Raw genomic sequence first — 18,238 nt, 5'->3', positions numbered from 1 at the left:
GCTTGGCTAGCACCCCAAACATTTAGGAAAAGAAGTGGATTTTGGGGGACTCCACCCCTAAGGAGTTCAGATTAAGCCGCTGCTTTTCTACCGACTTTAGCGCGGTCACGCATACCAAGAACAATGGTGAGAACAAATGCGGTCAAGAACGCGATCACCATACCCGCGATGTAGTACCCAATCTTCTCTGGCGTAATGGAAATGATGCCTGGAAGACCAGCTGCGCCCAATGCCTGAGCTTTCACATTAAACATTGTGATGAACGCACTTGATAACGCCGCAGCGCAAACTGCCGCAATAAATGGGTAACGTAGTTTTAAGTTAACACCAAACATAGCCGGTTCTGTAATACCTAGCAAACCCGTAACACCAGATGGAATCGCAATACCTTTCATCTTCTTATCTTTGCTCATCACGCCCACCGCCAACGCTGCCGCTCCTTGAGAAACGTTAGACATCGCCGCAATAGGAAAGATAAAGGTGCCGCCCGTCGTCGCAATATCCGCAAGAAGTTGAGTTTCAATCGCAATGAAGCTGTGATGCATACCAGTAATAACAAACGGAGCATAAATAAGACCAAATACCGCACCACCAACAAAGCCAGCAGTGTTGTATAGCCAGTTCAGACCATCACCCAATAGGAAACCAATATCACGCGTGAACGGACCGACGACAGTAAACGTCAGCAAACCCGCTATGAAAATCGCCAGTAATGGCGTTAAAAGGTTGTCTAAAACAGAAGGTATGACTTTACGTAAGCCTAGCTCAACCTTCGCAAGAATGAATGCCGATACCAAAACCGGTAACACCGAACCTTGGTAGCCCACTTTTTGGATTTCAAAGCCAAGAATATTCCAAACCGGAATGTTGCCAGACACAGATGCGCCGCCGAATCCCCAACCATTCAGCAAGTCAGGGTGAACCATCAACATACCTAGCGCCGCCCCTAAATATGGGTTACCGCCAAACTTCTTACTGGCTGAAAATGCCAGCAGAATAGGCAGGTAAACAAACGGCGCGTTCGCAAACGTGTTGATCATGTTCGCCAAGTCTGTCAGTCCTGGGTTGGCATCAATCAAAGATTTGCCATCAATGAACAAGCCTTGAGCAGTCAATAGGTTATAGATACCCATCAACAAACCACCAGCGACGATTGCTGGAATGATTGGAACGAAAATATCAGACAGCCCTTTCACCGCGCGCTGAACAATGTTTTGTTTCTCTGCGCCAGCAGACGCAACGTCGTTGGTGGACATTTCACTCATCCCCGTCAACTTCGCCATTTCTGCATAAACTTGGTTTACGATGCCAGATCCAAAAATGATTTGGTACTGACCCGCAACTTTGAACTGCCCTTTTACTCCTTCAAGGCTATCAATCGCTTGTTCATCTATTTTTTGCTCATCTGCAACGGCAAGGCGTAAGCGTGTCGCACAATGCGCAAGTGCGGTGATGTTGCTTTTACCACCTAATAGAGTTAACAACTCTTTTGCTACTGCCGGATAATTCATTTCATACCCCATTGGATTATTATCTGAGCTTGCGAAATTTTCGGGAACGTTTGCAAAACAGATTTTTGCTCAATAAAACCAAATGATCAAAGATAAAGCAGAGAGAATGTGAGAATGATCGTCAAATTCTCTCCCTAAGAGCAGTATAGGAGGTTAGAATCGCTACTTATCAAAGAGCTTTTCATCTTCTCTTTGCAAACAATCCCAAAAACGAAAAACAGAATGGATAGGAACAATGGCGAGTCTGCATGATGTCGCCCGTCTGGCTGGCGTATCAAAATCAACAGTGTCACGGGTTATAAACGATGAATATGGCGTAAAAGAAGCGACAAAACTGAAAGTCCGCCAAGCAGTAGCGGAGTGTGGCTATGTGCCAAACCAAGTCGCTAAAGATCTAAAATATCAAAAGACCAATCTGGTTGGTGTCATTGTTCCTCGGGTTTCCTCTCATGCCACATCCCAAGGTGTCGATGGATTAACCGATGTCCTTGAAAAAGCAGGGAAACATGTCTTACTTGCTAGCACTCACCAAGCCCACGAAAAAGAACTGGAATACATTCAGATCTTTAACCAAAAACGGGTTGAAGGGATCATTCTTTACGCCACCCACCTCGATTCCAAGCTGGTAAAAGCAATTCAAAACTCAGCCGTTCCAGTTGTGCTCGTCGGTCAAGATGGTTCCATGTTTAATATTCCAAGCATCATTCATGATGACGCACGAGTAGGGTTTGAAGCGGGAAATAGACTGGTTGCAAAAGGTTGCCAAACCATGGGTTTTATTGGCGTGCAAGGTGACGATATCGCGGTAGATAAGCAACGCTCTGAAGGATTTGTTCAAGCGCTGCAACACCATGGTTTTGAGATCGCCTTCCATGCTCGTGGTGACTTTACCATCGATTCTGGCTATTCATTGGCAAAACAACACTTAACAAAGAACCCTAAGCTAGATGGCTTGTTCTGTGCGACAGACCGTATTGCTATCGGTGCGATGAGAGCGATTCAAGAGCTCGGGTTAACACCGGGTAAAGACGTTTTAGTGCTAGGAGTTGGTGATGATGAGCTCGCATCAGTGTGTACCCCAACCTTATCAACATTTAACTATGCATTTGATAAAGCGGGTGAAAATGGTGCGAAACTGCTACTAGATAGAATTGCCAACAGAAGTTTTGAAATGAGTAAGATGGTACTAACCTTCAAAACAATTGAGCGTCAGTCCTGTTAATGAAAAAGCGCCAACTGAAATCAGTTGGCGCTTTTCTTATTACTCTTTGTCGGTTAGATCCCTTTAGAACCAAGTTTCCATTTGCAGTGCAAACAGAACTTCACCACCATCACCCATCGTTGCAGCACCCGCATCCTGGCTAATCGAGTAGCCATTTAAGTCTTCGCTCCAATCAACGTAGCTAACTGCAAAACGTAGCTCCGGACGGTCAAAGAAACCTGCAGCGGTAGACATCTTAAGCGTTGGTGCGATCGTCACTTTGTAAAAACTGCCACTTGCTTTATCAATCGCATTGTCTAGGTCCATGTATTGGTATGAGCCTTCATAAACCATCTCAAAGTTCTGCGTAAACTCTTGCGCTAAGCGGATGTTGAACGATGCCCACGTAAATTCATCATTTTCAGCAAAGCGATCTTGGCTGTGTTCTGCTAGCAACGCAGGTGCTACACGCCAGTTGTCGCCGATGCGTGTTACACCATAGCTGAACAAGCGTACGGCTTTTGCGTCTTCTAACAAATCTCCGTTTGAACCGATGCCTTTAAGTTCCGCACCCAGTCCATCACCCATCAAAATACCGGTTTTAGAGAAGCCTTCACTCATGCCAAAGAAGTTATCGCCATGGTAGGCAAACATCGCATGTAAACCTTTGTCCGCTGCTCCTTCTACGCGATCATTGTTATCAGCTGACGTCATGCCGCTCAGCATCAATTGCCAATTACCGAAGCGGTTGTTCATTGTCGCGATATAGTTTTCAACATCCGTTGACGAGCTATCAATCTCACCAAAATCACGACCATAGATCGAGAAGTTTGCTTTCCATGATTCGCTCATTTGGACGTCATACACGCCAGCACCAGTGCCAGATAAGAAAACGATATCCGAGTCAAAGAAGTGAATGTCAAAGTTATCACGGTCAAATCGTTTACCAGCCCAAAACGTCGCGTCAGCAAAAGCTCTTGATTCAGAGAACATGCTCAACTTGTTTAGCTCAGCATATACCTGACGAACGTTTAATTGACTCTCGCTCGCCGTCCATTCGTTATTGGTTTCTGTACTATCTGCCAACATGATTCGGAACAATGCGCTGGAACCATCATCTGCAAAACGTTTGTGAATAAGGTTTGCTTCCACATAATGATCATCCTCTACCCCTAATCGCCCAACTGGAGCGCCAATAGCACCAGCTGCCGTCATGTAAGGACCAGTGCCCACTGCACCATTCAGATCGTCATTAATCAGTAGCCCGGAACGAGCGTAGCCATGAAACTCAAAGCTTGAGGCTTTCTCATTTGCTTCTGTGGATGCTTTTTCCGTCTGCTCAAGTCTCTGTTCTAATTCATTAATTCGCTTTTCAAGAGCGTCAACATCTGTTTCTGCGAATACAGGTGCAGTAACCAGTCCAAGCGCTACTGCCATCGTCAAAGTGTGTAGTTTCATTTCCATAGTCTCACGTAAATTTATACTTAGGCATATTGCAAACGTTCCCAAGAAAAATCGCAAACTTATGGTGACTTTAAATGTCCATCTAAAGCCTGAATTTCAGAGCGCTCGTACTCAGAGCGTCTCTACTACTTATATCAATGAGGGCGATAATATATAAACTTTTCGGGAACGTTACCGCAAAGAGGTAATTTTGTTACTTCTATCACGTTCAATTGTGTTACTTACAGAAAAATCATTAACCAGCGCACATTTGAATTAATTGTTAGCGCTAGAGGAAGTAGTTTGAAGGTGACAGGCTACAAAGAAGGGGTTTAGTGTTCATTTGAGAGAATAGTGCTCACTCGCTTCCCTATGCTACTTGATGGTAACTCATCTCTATTTGTTGATGAAAAGTAGCAGCTAAGGTTGAACGTAACTAGGAGCGAAGCGGATCTCGATACCTCATTTCAAACAACTTGAAAGGCTGTTAAGACGAGATAAACGACCTTCATTTTCTGTGAAGAGCGCTTTGTTGTTCTAATTCAAGCTAACGAAACTCATTTTTGTCCAAAAAAGTGTTTCGGAAAAGCAAACATTAGCAAACCATAAATAACTACATGTATGACAAAGTGAAAAAGCCCACTGTTAGGTTAGATGAACGTGGGCTAAGGTTGTACAGGTTAAGGCATGGAAAATCGGCAGTTTCAATGACTAAGGTGTATTATCCGTAAATGGTTTGTCTGAGACCTCACCTCTGCCTTCATAAAGAACAACCACAGTTGAGTTCTTATGCTTGCTATACGGTGCTACTTGAACCCATCCATTAGGGTCTGCTCCCTCTCTGACCGTGCAGTCATCGTTTATTTCTGGAGTACAGCCGTAAGCGTACAAAAGTAAGACCCTATCATTATTTACAAGAAGCTTCATGACTGGGTTTGCATGATGGTTCTTGTAGTAATGGTTCATTGTTTCAATTTTTTTCTTGGCAAGCTCACTATCTATCGCATCATCAATTCGAAACCATTTAGTATCATAATTCTCATCGAAATTACCCCATTCGGGCTTCCAACGCTTTTGCCACTTTTCACGGGATGAGCCGCCACCAACTCCATTTTCCCATTTACCTTTTATGGCGCTAGGGATACCAATGCCAATGCTTGCGCTAGCACAACAGCCCTGAACGCTCCCATACGCAAAGTTTGCACCTCCACCATATATATCACTGACCCACATATCACGAATAAAATGAGGACCGCTTAAAGACCCTGCATTGCCAATGCTCGCAACTGAAACTGGCTTACTCTCAAAGCAACCATTAAGCAAAAAGCACATGCTTACAGCAATTAAAAATCTATACTTCATTATCAAATACCACTCGTTTGAGTTGGTTTCCTTCTTTCGTTACCGCGTTAACAAGATTGTCCATAGCAGTCTCACACCCCGCGTTGATTAGTGCATCATGAGGCCGATGTATCCATTCCTTTCCATACTGGCTAATCTCACCCTGCCAATGTGTTGGTGCAATGCTTCCTAACGGTTGAGCTAATAACTTTTCATTCAAGGTTTTTAAAGCCACATCATTTCCTGTCAATTGACTAAAATCTTGTTGATAGGCGAGCTTTTCGTCATCCCAATTAACACCTGCAACCTCTGCCTGCTGTTTCATTCTTTCTAATGGCAAAGCCGAAAGAGCATTGCTAATAGGCTGTAACTCGTAATAATAAAGGATGCCATTCACCAGTGTCACAACACCATATATACCCTTAGTTCTGCATTCCAAATTCCAAGCATCTTGAGCTTGCTTGTGTAGGCGCTCACTGTATGCGGCGGCTCCATAAACATTCTGTTGTGCTTGTATATCTTCCCTTATGGATTCTGTTTTTATTAACTCACGATTATAAGTTGCAGACAGAGGCATTCCATACCTTTCAGGTAAACCTTGCTTTGCATACTGCTCTTTTGAAGGATAACCGCCACCAATGTCTGTGTGACAGCCAGCAAACACCTCCTCATAAAAGTTAGAAGGTAGAATGCTATCGCTAGGTAGCAGTGACGTTAGAGGGAAGTTTTTCCTGTATTCGTGATGGGCGCTTATCTGGAATACACGCTCCGCACAACTAGTATCAAGTCCTAGTTCAAAATTGCCTTCATCGTTGTTTCCTGCTAGATAGAACGAGCCTACGGTATCGAACAACCCAACAAAGCGAACACTACAGGTACGTGTCTCGTCAGGATAATAACCATGTTTAAGCTGGCTACTGATATCATTTTGGTGTGTTAATAAGTTTGGGAAAACTTCACCGAATGACTCTCCATCACGCGGCTTATTATAATCAGGTAACCCATCTTTAACGGCATTAACAAAGTGACGAGCTAAAGCCGCTCCGCGACTAAAACCAAATACATCGAACTCAATATGTGTTATAGCTTGGTATTTTTGCTGGCGGATCAAATCAGTGATAATTCCATAAAATTGTTTTGTCCAATTTTGCCACTTATAAAATGCCCCAGTATCGTCAGCGACAAGGTTATAAGCCCTATCAATGAACGTCCATGTTTTCTCTAAATTATTGGGGCTGACACCAAACGCCTGAGCTAGATCGACCTCATCTTTTCCTTCATCTATCAAGGCTGGGGTTTGCCACGCTCCATCCACAGTCCCGACCCCTGCAATATAAATTTTATTGGTATCATCATCTAATGGGTAAATTTCAAATAGCCGTGCCACATTAGTGCGTGATTTTACTCCACGTGTTTCTTTGTAGAGATCATTCAGATGGTTTTGCCCAGTTCCATCAAAGAAAACCCCAATCCGTAGTACTTTTTCTTCGACTTTTTTTACATTGAGGACTGGTGTTGTCTGAGAAACACCTTGAAGCTCAAAGATGTGTTTCATTGACGGAGAAAGCAGTGGCTGATTGTACTTCCCCCATGTATTACCTAATACATAGCTCTCGCCAACTTTTATCTCCGTTAACGGTGAGGGAGATTCTTTGGTTTCTTGAGCTTCATCGACAACATCCGATTTTTCAACAATAAGAACATCGCCAGCTCTCAAAGCCATCGGATCTTGTTCGAATGATGAGTTTAATTTGAGGAGTTCTTTCGGGCTAAGGTCGTAATACCCTGCAATGTCACTCCAACTTTCATGCTGTCCATTATCCTTCATATTCACTTTATGGGTTTGAATTTCTTTGGCAGCGGTATCGTTGATATCAGAAGGTGTTTCTCTTGGTAGAAGATGCTGTTGTAAAGAAGAAACAAGAAGAGCCGTATCAATCAGTGTCGCATTTTCGTCGAGCCAAGCCATACTCACTTCGCCCAGTTGTTCGTTGGTCAACTTAGCACGGGAATAGAGTATGTGTTGTTTCCCTGGTTCTTTTCCTTCAATTTTCACTGGAACCAGTAGAGAATTAAAAATCTGATTGCTTGCGAGGGTGTTAGATATGCCATCAGATGAAGATTGAGTAATATGCCAACCCCACTTGCCGTCTCCTAGTATATCGAGTTCATACAACAACTTACCTTCGTAGAAGTAGTAATAGAAGCCATGCAAAGACCAACCTAATTTAGACTCGCTCTCTAGAGATGGCAACAAGGGGATAAACTCAGCATTAAAGTACCCTGAGCCGACAGATCTTGGCGTAACGTCAAAGGATGTGCTGATGCCAAAATTCTGATGAAACTCATGAGTCAGCTTTTTTGATTCTTCGACATGGCACTCTCCTGTGAGCACGGTATACTTTGCCGAGTCTAACGCCTCTTCAGAGTGCCAGCGTTTAATGCTCTCCTCATTATCAGATTTACTAAGAGAGAAGACACCTAATTTCAGGCTAGAGAGATCGGACTTTGGTGCATAGATCTTAATACGGCACTCAAACCCTGCTACAGGCTCAGGTTCGAGCGCTGGGGTTGGAGTTGGGGGAGCGAGAGGGGTATCCTCCTGAACTGGGGCATATCCAGCACTTGTTAACCGTTTCGGCTTAGGGAATTCTATTGGCATATCATATACTTTCATTTCAAAAGTACATTTTACCAACAGTGCATAGATCACACAGTAAGCAAGTGAATTGTTTTGCTATGCAATATGCTTGATTTCTTAGGTATTTTAACTAAAAAGACAAGCTCTGTGCACATTTACAGAATGTTTGATGGTCTTTAATCCCTAAATAGCCTTGGTACAAAGACGATATCAATTCAAAACCACCTTTTAATGAAAAATCTTTGCCTCTTCACATTAGCAATATTTGTGCAAAACTCGGCTAACTATGACCGTAGGCTTTTTGACGACACCAATAAAGGGGCAAAGGTGTGTTTCAGTTCTTAAATGGGGAAGTGTTTTCCTCATATTCCTCAACCAATACAGCTAGCCTTTCAAGTTTACAAATTAGTCTTATATTTGCTTTATCGAAAGGCATTGAGGTTACTTACCTTGGCGCGAGATTTTTTAAAGTGCTCAATACCGTGTTGTATACGACATTCAACACTTGTACTGTTTCCCTAACGCCAGAGCTATTCATTGACATATCAACAATTTTTTCTTTTACATCTGGCTTGCGGGCTTCGTAAACTTAATCAAGTTAAAGCTCTTTCGACACTCGATACATCTGGAGCGAGGAAAGCCAGAATGCCCTTTCCATGTTCACGAACGGGCTCTGGTTTTATTACAGAAACGACATTGAACTTGGATAGTAACCATGAGTTAAAAAACATCAGAAATCAGGTGGCTATATTAACATCTATCAACCGATTTGAGTTGTGACCAATGAAAGGATAGTTAGGTTTTTATTGCGTAAATTATCGGTAAGATGAAGTCATATAACAGGCAATATGTCAGGTGTGTAGAATTATTCTATTTTAGGGATTTTGCTCTAAGTCTAAATGAATCTTTGCATTTCAATTTCAATAAAGCTTGGTTATTGATCATGTTTCTGAGTATGCGAATTATTATCAGTTATGCATATGATTGCTCATTGTCTAGTTTGACTTGTGTAACGTCACTTCAGCACGCACTACGCTGATTGTCTGTGTTTTCGTGTTGACAGTTTGGTACTAGGTAAAAATCAACAAGACTATGATTTCAAGGAACATTTTATGTTAAAGAAACTACTAAGTTGTTGTATCACCTCCGCGCTCTGTTTTCATTCTTCTCTCGCTTTTTCGCAACCCAATGAGATTGCGGACAGTGCAGAGTTACAACAAGCTCCCGACACATTGCCTGCCACTTTGATGCTTGCACCGGACGACATCGCCATTGCAGATCGCTATATTGTGGTATTTCAACAGCCGCAAATGATGGTGAGCAATTCAACGGAATTCGAGCAATTCACGCAACAATCCGTAGACCGCATGTCTGGTTTGTATTCGATACAAGTGGAGTCGGTTTTTGACCACTCGATAAGTGGATTTGTCGCTAACTTGAGTCCTGAGCAACTAAAAGATCTGCGTTCTGATCCTCGTGTGGACTACATTGAGCAAGACAGAATCCTATCGCTTGACCCAATAGTCTCGGCAGACGCAAATCAAACCAATGCCATTTGGGGACTAGACCGAATCGACCAACGAAACTTGCCACTCGATAACAACTACAGTGCCAACTTTGATGGGACTGGGGTAACGGCTTATGTTATCGATACGGGTGTGAATAACGCGCATGTTGAGTTCGGTGGTCGCTCAGTTTCAGGGTATGACTTTGTCGATAACGATGCAGATGCAAGTGACTGTAATGGACACGGCACACACGTAGCTGGCACCATTGGCGGCAGCTTGTATGGTGTTGCAAAAAACGTCAACCTTGTCGGCGTGAGAGTATTGAGCTGTACCGGATCGGGTTCTACTTCTGGTGTTATTGCCGGTGTGGACTGGGTGGCTGCGAACGCTTCCGGACCTTCAGTCGCCAACATGAGTTTAGGCGGCGGTCAATCCGTCGCTCTGGATAGTGCGGTGCAAAGTGCGGTTCAGTCAGGTGTCAGCTTTATGCTTGCAGCAGGTAACTCCAACGCCGATGCATGTAACTATTCTCCAGCACGCGTTGCTTCCGGAGTAACTGTCGGCTCGACCACCAGCACGGACGTACGTTCGAGTTTTTCAAACTGGGGCAGTTGTGTGGACGTGTTTGCGCCAGGTTCACAAATCAAATCCGCATGGTATGACGGTGGCTACAAAACCATTAGTGGCACTTCGATGGCGACGCCACATGTGGCGGGTGTAGCAGCATTGTATCTTCAAGAAAACCGTTCACTGTCTCCAAGCCAAGTAGAGGCCTTGATCGTTAGCCGCGCAACTAGCGGAAAAGTGACGGACACAAGAGGCAGCGTGAACAAGCTACTTTATAGCTTAACGGATGCAGATTGTGGCCAAGACTGCGGTGGCCCAGACCCAACACCGGACCCAGAAGGCAAATTAACCTCGGGCGTGCCAGTAAGTGGTTTAAGTGGTTCAACTGGTCAAGTAGCGTATTACTATGTTGATGTAGAAGCTGGGCAGCGTTTAACCGTACAAATGTATGGTGGAAGTGGTGATGCGGATTTGTATCTCCGTTTTGGAGCAAAACCAGCACTGAATGCATGGGACTGCCGACCTTTCAAATACGGTAACAATGAAACATGTACGGTCAGTGCGACACAAAGTGGACGTTATCACGTCATGATTCAAGGTTACTCAAACTATAGCGGTGTCAGCATTCAAGCGAGCTACTAGTTATTCTTCTCGTTACTAAAAGAGAGCAAAGCCCGCTTTTCGGTGGGCTTTTCTTTTGGGAATACTGTGCTTTAGGGAATGCAGTGTTTAAGAGGAGACGCCCGACGCTATTCAAACGTATTGGCCTTTTGCTTCAAAAACTCAACTCGAAGCGAAATCGAAGCTTTCTATTAGTAGTACTCACATAAGTCGGGTTCCTCAAACAAAAACGCCCTTCATATAAGTAAAAGGCGTTTTTATTTTGGGTTTTGATTAACGAGCTATAATACCAACCCACCGTCAATCTTGAGCACTTGGCCAGTGATGTAGGCGCTCTTGTTTGAGGTTAGGAAAGAGACGCCATTGGCGATATCTTGAACTGAGCCCATGCGCCCTAATGGGGTTTTGCCTTCCATCATTTGAATAACTTTCTCTGGCAGGTTCTTGGTCATATCGGTGGCGATAAAGCCTGGCGCGACACAGTTGACGCGTATCTGTGCACCCTTTCTTGAAAGTTCTTTCGCCCAGCCTTTGCTCATTGAGATGACGCCGCCTTTACTTGCTCCGTAGTTGCTCTGGCCGATATTACCATCCGTTCCCACTATAGAAGAAATGCTAACAATACTGCCTGTGCCCTGCTCTAGCATGACAGGAGCAACACGTTGGGTGAGTAAGAACACCGCTTTTAGGTTCACGTCGATCACGCTGTCCCAGTCTTGCTCTAACATGTCTGGCAGCAGTGCATCTCGAGTGATGCCCGCGTTGTTAACCAGAGCATCGATCCTTCCGTGCTGCTCTACAACACTTTCTACCACTTCACTGACAGCTTCGGCATCACACAAGTTGACTTGATAACTGCTTAGCTGCGCCGACTGGCTCCATTCCACGGGCGATATGTCTAGCCCGATTACGTGGAATCCATCCTCCAGTAATTGCTCACAAATCGCTTGGCCAATACCACGAGCCGCACCAGTGACTACTGCTACTTTTTCCGGTTTCATCTTGGTCTTCCTTAAATGTTGAGATTACAAATTCGCTTGTATCCCTAGCGTTTTTTGTTTTTATGCCTAGTCGCGTTACAGCTGCGCTTCTCATACGCAGGGTCTTTTATATCTTATAAAAACTATAGAAACAGTCTGGGAGTCGAATGTGAACTAATCAAGGCAACTTGATGACTATGGCAAGATCAACGTAAGAAAGTGTGTTGGAAGGCGCAAAGTTACACGATTAGAGGACTTGGATAGAAAAGTATTGGTCTGATTAATCAAATACTACTTCATCAGACCAATATTACTTGTCTCTTAATCTCTTACAAAAGCTGGTTTTGTTATTTTCACCAGAAAAGGCTGAAGCAAGAGATTAAACAACATGCCAGCAATAAACAGGGTGATCACAATACTCGCACCACTCGGTAAGTCATAGCGAGCCGATGCGGCAATACCCGATAAGATCCCAACAATACCAATGCTGATACTAGCGACAAAGAATCGAGTTCCCTTCAATGCTGCCGCACATAAAGCTGGAATAACCAACAAAGCAAATTCTAAATAAATGCCGGTTAACTTGACCGTAATGGGCATCAGGATTGCAAAGATCAGATAAAAACCACTACCGCGCATAAACGCAGGTTTTAACCAAACCAATAGCAACATCGCAGCGGTAATGAGTGCCAGAGGCCAAACGTCTGCCCAAGTCGCCCATAACAATTGCCCATTAAGAATGCCTTGAATAAAGTCTCCGCCGTGTGGGTCTTTACTCACCAGCAGGATCGCCAGCGATGCAGACACGACAAACAAGCTGCCAATCATGGGCTCTAAATGTTGCTGGTATCGTTTCTCCATTAAGGCAATCAAACCGCAAAGCATCAAAGACATCACCCAAGGGCCAATCATTTCGCCAAAGAATGAGCCTGAGAACAGCGCGTATTGGCTCAACCAGTAGTGGCTTAGTGCTGCCCCCAATGCCGCAACTTGCGCCACCGCCAAATCTATAAAGATGATCTGACGATTAAGAACTTGTTGCCCCAGAACGATGTTGCCAACCAACGCAATTAAACCACACAAAACCGCAGGTAAAAGCCATGCATAATCCGCCATACTTAGATCCTCACAGGAACGGGCGGCACTAACACATCCAGTAAATCATCAATGACCTGATCGTACATCTCATCTAAGCTTTCACCCTCAGAAACGGTCAATGGCAGTTGAATCACAGGTTTGTCAGTATGATCTTGCAACCAGTTCGCTGGACGCTGATCCTGATGAGAGGAGTAAACAATCGCATCAAAACTGTCGGCATTTAACTTGGTGAGTGATTGCAGGTGAGATGTGGTCGGTGAAATGCCCGGTTTAGGTTCGAGATCGGCAATCTGCTTCATTCCGAGCCAATCGTACAAATAACGATACGTCGCGTGATAACCGACAACTTGCTTACCCTTTAAAGCAGCCCCTTTCTCATTCCATTCTTTAAGCTTTTTACGCCAATGAGCACGAAACTTCATACCATTCACTTGGTAACTTTGTGCGTTGTCGGGATCAATCGCTTTTAGGCGCTCCGTGACTTTACGAGATAATGGAATCATGTCATTTGCCGCAAATTGAACATGTGGGTTACCGTGAGCGTGTATATCTCCCATGCTACGGTCAACGTGAGCATGAGTATCTAACATGCGCACGAAGTCCGTCGCGTAGATCATGCTCGGCGCACCATTTTGCACCGCCGCATTGCTGCTACGAACTTGCAGCATAGGTAACCACCCCACCTCTAGCTCTGCGCCCGAACACATTGCCATGTCCGCTTGGCGCATCTTCGCAATCAAAGAAGGACGAGCTTGCACGTAATGTGGGTCTTGCTTAGCCGTTGTCGCTGAATAAATACTGGCATCTGGCGCGTGGCTTTCAAGAAAGGCTTTCCATTCTGGCTCACAAACGAAAATGTTTAGAGCCAAAGCAGGCGAAGAGATGATGGCAGCTCCTGCAGCCATCATCACCAAGCTGCATTTATTCAATGTCAGCTTAGAACGCATGAGCACCGTGCGCTCCAAATGTCATCACGTATTGCAGAGTGAACACGTTGTCTGTCTCACTGTCTTGGTTATCAATGCGAGTGTATTGCGCACGGATAGTACCGAAATGAGAAGAATCCCATGCGATCATCGCATCCATTTCTTTATCATTCAGCTCAGTAAAATGCATGTGGTCGCCGTGTGCATGACCATCGTAGCTTTCTGCTTCGCCGTAACGTAGACCTGCTGACCAGCTTGGGTTGAAGCGATAAACGCCCGAAACATAGTAGGCGCTTAAGTTGTCTGGTGACTCTGCATCGTTTTTATATTTACTGTCTACCACACCGTCTAGCAGCATGTATTCAGCCGATAGCGTGAAGTTGCTGTATTTGTAATTACCGTCTGGTGCCCATTTCCAAACAAAATCAGCCCCGTAAAGGTTCGCACCTGTCACTGCTGCGCCATGATGGTGATCGTGATCATGCTCTTCTTCATGACCGTGGTCGTGATCTTCGAATTCTTTAACCTTGCCGTTTTCGTTGCGCAGGTAACTTAAACCAAACTGCCAACTTGAAGATTCGGAGAAGTCATTCCCAAGCTTCAGCGTCGTGGTGTACACGCCAACTTCAGAACCATCTTCGACAGAAGACATTTTGCTACCACTAAGCGCTTCTACACCAAATTTTACGTAAAGGTCGGTTGGCAACACGATGTTTGCACGTACACCATCATCGTAGTAGTGCGAGCCAAGGAAAGTACGATAAGCAATTGGACGCTCGACAAAGCTATCGGTGTGCATGTGTTGGTTATTCAGATAACCAAAGTCAGATAGGAATCGGCCAGCGCGCACATTTACACCATATGGCAATGCCAAAGTTTCGATGAATGCCTCTTCAAGCTCTAATTCTGTCTCATCACCGTGACTTTCAAGAACCGCGGTCAATGCACCGTAAAACTTGTCGTCGATATTCGATGAGAAGTTTAATTCCGTATGGCCTAGACCAAAGCCTTCTTCGCGCTCAGAATTATGACGTTGGCCATCTTGGTAGTAGCCATCAACAACAACACCAATCTGTGGGTTCGATAGTGTGTCGGCAAAAACAGGGGATGCAAAAATGCTACCGATCACGAGAGACACCAATTTCTTATTCACTACTTTTTCCTTTTTGTTATGTTATAACATTTAATTTTGCGATGTTATAATATAACAATTCTCATTACACAAGCAGAAATTTAAATTAGGTTCCGATTTCCTGTTCGTACTCAATCCATGAATTAGGCTATCAACAAATGAATCAATTGATGTTTTTTAAACGTATACTAATGAGAATTAGTAATTAAATAAGTAACGGAATTTCAATATGTTGAATATGGATTTTTCAAAAAGAATCGTGATAGATACTGCTCAACAGGAATGGATCGCCAGCCCTTCCAAAGGTGTGTGGCGTAAACCTTTGGAACGAGAAGCCAAAGAATCAGGGCACACCACCAGCGTCGTTAAATACGAGCCAAATTCGCACTTTTCGACTCATCCTCATCCTCACGGAGAAGAAATATTAGTGCTCGAAGGAGTGTTCTCTGACGAATACGGTGACTACCCTGCCGGCACTTACCTTCGTAACCCTCTAGGAAGTCAACACGCACCATTTAGCAAAGAAGGCTGTGTGATTTTAGTTAAACTAAATCAATTCAATTCTGATGATCTTGAAACAGTTCGCATCAACACGAACGAAGCGAATTGGTTACCTGGCATCGGTGGGCTGAAAGTCATGCCATTGCATGATTTTGAGCATGAACATGTCGCATTGGTTAAATGGCCGAAAGGCGAGAAGTTTCAACCACACCGTCACTTTGGTGGTGAAGAAATTTTTGTGTTATCGGGGGAATTTAAAGACGAGCTAGGAACCTATCCTCCCTACTCTTGGATACGCAGTCCACATATGAGTGAGCACTTTCCTTTTGTAGAGCAAGAAACGGTCATTTGGGTAAAAACAGGCCACCTGCCACTCCAAGCTCCTGCTCAGCAATCCTAATGTTTGCACACTGGCATCGTCCATTGGAACTAAAATCGGCCCGCAATTTACGAGCCGATGATCATTTCGTCACTAAGAACCCATTATTCGCGAGTGGAGCCAGTCTTTGAGCTCAGCCCGGTTATGTTTTAACACGTTCATTTCGTGATCATCAATCGGGCTTCCTTGAAGTTCTAGTACGCGGATTTCCTTATCTAAAGCATTGTAGTTTTTAACGGTTTCAGCAAATGATGCATCGTTTTCGGTAAGCTGAGTAATGGTATCCAAATGTTCTGGGAATTCATGAGTTAATGAGTGATTTTCACCTAACATAGAGACCTCTTGGCTATTATTTGAGTACAAAATAGTGCCTAATTTTTGAGCACCACATGTATAACCGTAGCATCTAATGAGACGTTAATTCGTCGCACCGTCCACAAAAAGAACAACAAAGTTATTTTCAATTTTTCCTAGAAAGTGTTTTCTTTTTAGTCTCAATAGTCGAATGCAAAAGATGCCACTATGATCGTTCTATATTAACCCTCAACAATGAGAGCGATCATGCGAAAGACAATTCTAGTTACTGGATCTACTGACGGTATTGGTTTAGAAACCGCGAAAATGTTAATTAACCGTGAACAACACGTAATAATCCATGGCCGGAATATAGAGAAAGTTCAACAAGTTGAGCAAAGTTTGAGGGAGATGAAAAGTGGTAAAGTTGAAAGCCTTGTTGCTGATTTATCCTCTCCCAATGCGGTAAAACAGATAGTGATGGAGATAACAGAACGGTTCAATCATTTAGACGTCATCATTAACAATGCTGGTGTGTACGCAACACCAAATCCAAGAACTAAAGAGGGTCTTGATGTACGCTTCGCAGTCAACACCATTGCTCCCTACTTACTCACTAGAGAGCTATTGCCGTTGCTCGGAGATACGGGTCGTGTGGTTAATTTGTCTTCAGCTGCACAAACAACAGTAAACACTAGCGCTTTACTCGGTAACAAACCATTGTCAGATGGCGAAGCATATGCCCAAAGCAAATTGGCATTAACGATGTGGTCACGAGCAATCGGACTAAAGCTTAAGAACACTGGCCCTATGTTGGTATCAGTAAACCCAAAATCATTCCTAGGTAGTAAGATGGTTAAAGATGCTTATGGGGTTGCTGGTGGTGATATCCGCTTAGGAGCAGATATTCTAACTCGCGCTGCGCTATCAGAAGAGTTTGCTCAAGCGCATGGTATGTACTTCGATAATGACATTGAAGCATTCGCGCCCCCACACCCTGATGCATTAGATCAAAGCAAAACACAGCAGATAATTGATAGTATTGAATTAATCCTAAGCAAACTCTATTAATAACAATTAAGAATTATCTTGAGGTTCGTTTTTATTCGGACCTTAAAAACAATGTATTCGATAAGTGAAGCTTGTTATCACTTTTCCGCAAACTCCCAATAAGGTGGCGTGCCATAGTATTCAGCAAAGTAATCAATAAAGGCACGCACCTTAGGCGCAATTAAACGAGAGCTTGGGTACACAGCCCAAATCCCAGCATCCATCGCTAAAGGGTGATCTTCGAGTACTTCCACTAGCTGACCACTTTGTAATTCTTGATAAACACTCCAAACCGAGTTGATAGAAATACCTAACCCGTTTACCGTCGCGTCTCTCATCGCATCACCATTATCGGTTTTAAAACGACCAGAAGTTCTTACATTGAACATTCCATCTTTTGTATTGAATGACCAATTATTCATTCCAACTAAGTTAATACACTCATGATTCGTCAAGTCTTGGGGCTTGTTGGGTCTCCCAAATTGTTCAATATAATCTGGTGATGCAACGATAATACGACGATCTGGCGCAAGCTTTCTTGCGACCAATGAAGAATCTTTCAACTCAGCGACACGAATGGCGACATCAAAACCTCCCTCAACCAGATCCATAATGGAATCAGAAAATCGGCAGTCCACGGTTAACCCTGGGTAACGCGCCATAAAACCTTTTAATGCGGGCACAATATGCAAGCGACCAAAAGTTGCAGAGGCGGTTATACGTAATACTCCCGTTGGCGCGCTCTGCCCTGAGCCAACAGCTCCCCTTGCTGCCTCCACTGTTGCAAGGACCTCCTCCGCGTGAGGTAAAAATGCCTGCCCCTCTTCAGTTAAGGAAACTTTGCGTGTGGTGCGATGAACTAAACGAACTCCTAAGCTGTCCTCAAGTTTATTGATGTGTGCGCTAGCGACAGCAGGAGAAAGTCCAAGCTCCTGACCAGCCATGCTGATGTTGTGTGTCGAAGCCAAACGGACAAATAGCTTTACATGATCGATGTTCATTTAATTTTCAATTATTTGTAAAAAATCACCATATAGAGCTTAGC

At 44.0% G+C, this 18,238-nt stretch carries 14 protein-coding genes and 1 pseudogene; 4 read left to right on the top strand and 11 right to left on the bottom strand.

Annotated features, from left to right (window positions below; translation table 11 throughout):
* Positions 1–71: 71 nt before the first annotated feature.
* Entirely contained in the window at positions 72–1,511 is a 1,440-nt protein-coding gene (locus tag R7R24_RS00320) for a sucrose-specific PTS transporter subunit IIBC (RefSeq protein ID WP_025767958.1), read from the bottom strand.
* Positions 1,512–1,746: 235 nt separating this feature from the next.
* Between R7R24_RS00320 and R7R24_RS00315 the strand changes: the two genes are divergently transcribed.
* Positions 1,747–2,733, top strand: a complete 987-nt coding sequence (locus R7R24_RS00315) for a LacI family DNA-binding transcriptional regulator (RefSeq protein ID WP_054577738.1) — start codon at positions 1,747–1,749, stop codon at positions 2,731–2,733.
* A 63-nt stretch (positions 2,734–2,796) separates the two neighbouring features.
* Here R7R24_RS00315 and R7R24_RS00310 read toward each other — a convergent pair whose 3' ends face one another.
* The 4 genes and pseudogenes from R7R24_RS00310 to R7R24_RS00295 form a co-directional block, all read right to left on the bottom strand.
* Complete coding sequence (locus R7R24_RS00310) at positions 2,797–4,170, bottom strand: carbohydrate porin (RefSeq protein ID WP_054577737.1); 1,374 nt, start codon at positions 4,168–4,170, stop codon at positions 2,797–2,799.
* Positions 4,171–4,866: 696 nt separating this feature from the next.
* On the bottom strand, positions 4,867–5,517 hold the full coding sequence (locus R7R24_RS00305; RefSeq protein ID WP_005373718.1) for a hypothetical protein: 651 nt from the start codon (positions 5,515–5,517) through the stop codon (positions 4,867–4,869).
* Complete coding sequence (locus R7R24_RS00300; RefSeq protein ID WP_005373720.1) at positions 5,507–8,173, bottom strand: DUF2235 domain-containing protein; 2,667 nt, start codon at positions 8,171–8,173, stop codon at positions 5,507–5,509. The genes R7R24_RS00305 and R7R24_RS00300 overlap by 11 nt, the downstream gene beginning before the upstream one ends.
* Positions 8,174–8,585: 412 nt before the next feature.
* A pseudogene (locus R7R24_RS00295) lies at positions 8,586–8,854 on the bottom strand (transposase); the annotation flags it as partial.
* A 395-nt stretch (positions 8,855–9,249) separates the two neighbouring features.
* Between R7R24_RS00295 and R7R24_RS00290 the strand changes: the two are divergent.
* On the top strand, positions 9,250–10,854 hold the full coding sequence (locus R7R24_RS00290; RefSeq protein ID WP_005386995.1) for a S8 family peptidase: 1,605 nt from the start codon (positions 9,250–9,252) through the stop codon (positions 10,852–10,854).
* 260 nt (positions 10,855–11,114) lie between these two features.
* Here R7R24_RS00290 and fabG read toward each other — a convergent pair whose 3' ends face one another.
* The 4 genes from fabG to R7R24_RS00270 all read right to left on the bottom strand — a co-directional run bounded on the left by fabG (position 11,115) and on the right by R7R24_RS00270 (position 14,990).
* Positions 11,115–11,834, bottom strand: a complete 720-nt coding sequence (gene fabG, locus R7R24_RS00285) for a 3-oxoacyl-ACP reductase FabG (protein WP_054577736.1) — start codon at positions 11,832–11,834, stop codon at positions 11,115–11,117.
* Positions 11,835–12,134: 300 nt separating this feature from the next.
* The gene (locus tag R7R24_RS00280; protein WP_005373725.1) at positions 12,135–12,929 is read right to left on the bottom strand and encodes a metal ABC transporter permease; all 795 of its coding nucleotides are present in this window, start codon (positions 12,927–12,929) and stop codon (positions 12,135–12,137) included.
* 2 nt (positions 12,930–12,931) lie between these two features.
* Positions 12,932–13,858, bottom strand: coding sequence for a metal ABC transporter solute-binding protein, Zn/Mn family (locus R7R24_RS00275; RefSeq protein WP_054577735.1), 927 nt, complete (start codon positions 13,856–13,858; stop codon positions 12,932–12,934).
* Positions 13,848–14,990 carry a hypothetical protein gene (locus R7R24_RS00270; protein WP_054577734.1) on the bottom strand — a complete coding sequence of 381 codons (1,143 nt, stop codon included), beginning with the start codon at positions 14,988–14,990 and terminating at the stop codon, positions 13,848–13,850. Before R7R24_RS00270 ends, R7R24_RS00275 begins: the two co-directional genes overlap by 11 nt.
* A gap of 208 nt (positions 14,991–15,198) precedes the next feature.
* Between R7R24_RS00270 and R7R24_RS00265 the strand changes: the two genes are divergently transcribed.
* Positions 15,199–15,870: a cupin domain-containing protein gene (locus R7R24_RS00265; RefSeq protein ID WP_054577733.1), complete on the top strand. Its 672-nt coding sequence runs from the start codon at positions 15,199–15,201 to the stop codon at positions 15,868–15,870.
* Positions 15,871–15,942: 72 nt separating this feature from the next.
* Here R7R24_RS00265 and R7R24_RS00260 read toward each other — a convergent pair whose 3' ends face one another.
* Positions 15,943–16,182 (bottom strand): YdcH family protein, encoded by a 240-nt coding sequence (locus tag R7R24_RS00260; protein ID WP_005373737.1) that lies wholly within the window; start codon positions 16,180–16,182, stop codon positions 15,943–15,945.
* A 228-nt stretch (positions 16,183–16,410) separates the two neighbouring features.
* On the opposite strand from R7R24_RS00260, the gene R7R24_RS00255 reads away from it, so the two are divergent.
* Positions 16,411–17,214 carry an SDR family NAD(P)-dependent oxidoreductase gene (locus tag R7R24_RS00255; protein WP_191115795.1) on the top strand — a complete coding sequence of 268 codons (804 nt, stop codon included), beginning with the start codon at positions 16,411–16,413 and terminating at the stop codon, positions 17,212–17,214.
* A 77-nt stretch (positions 17,215–17,291) separates the two neighbouring features.
* Here R7R24_RS00255 and R7R24_RS00250 read toward each other — a convergent pair whose 3' ends face one another.
* Positions 17,292–18,194, bottom strand: coding sequence for a LysR family transcriptional regulator (locus tag R7R24_RS00250; RefSeq protein WP_005373741.1), 903 nt, complete (start codon positions 18,192–18,194; stop codon positions 17,292–17,294).
* Positions 18,195–18,238: the final 44 nt, after the last annotated feature.

It is taken from the genome of Vibrio sp. 704 (genome assembly GCF_033339295.1).
The sequence above is the reverse complement of the archived record's forward strand: the minus strand, read 5'-3'. Positions and strand labels throughout refer to the sequence as shown.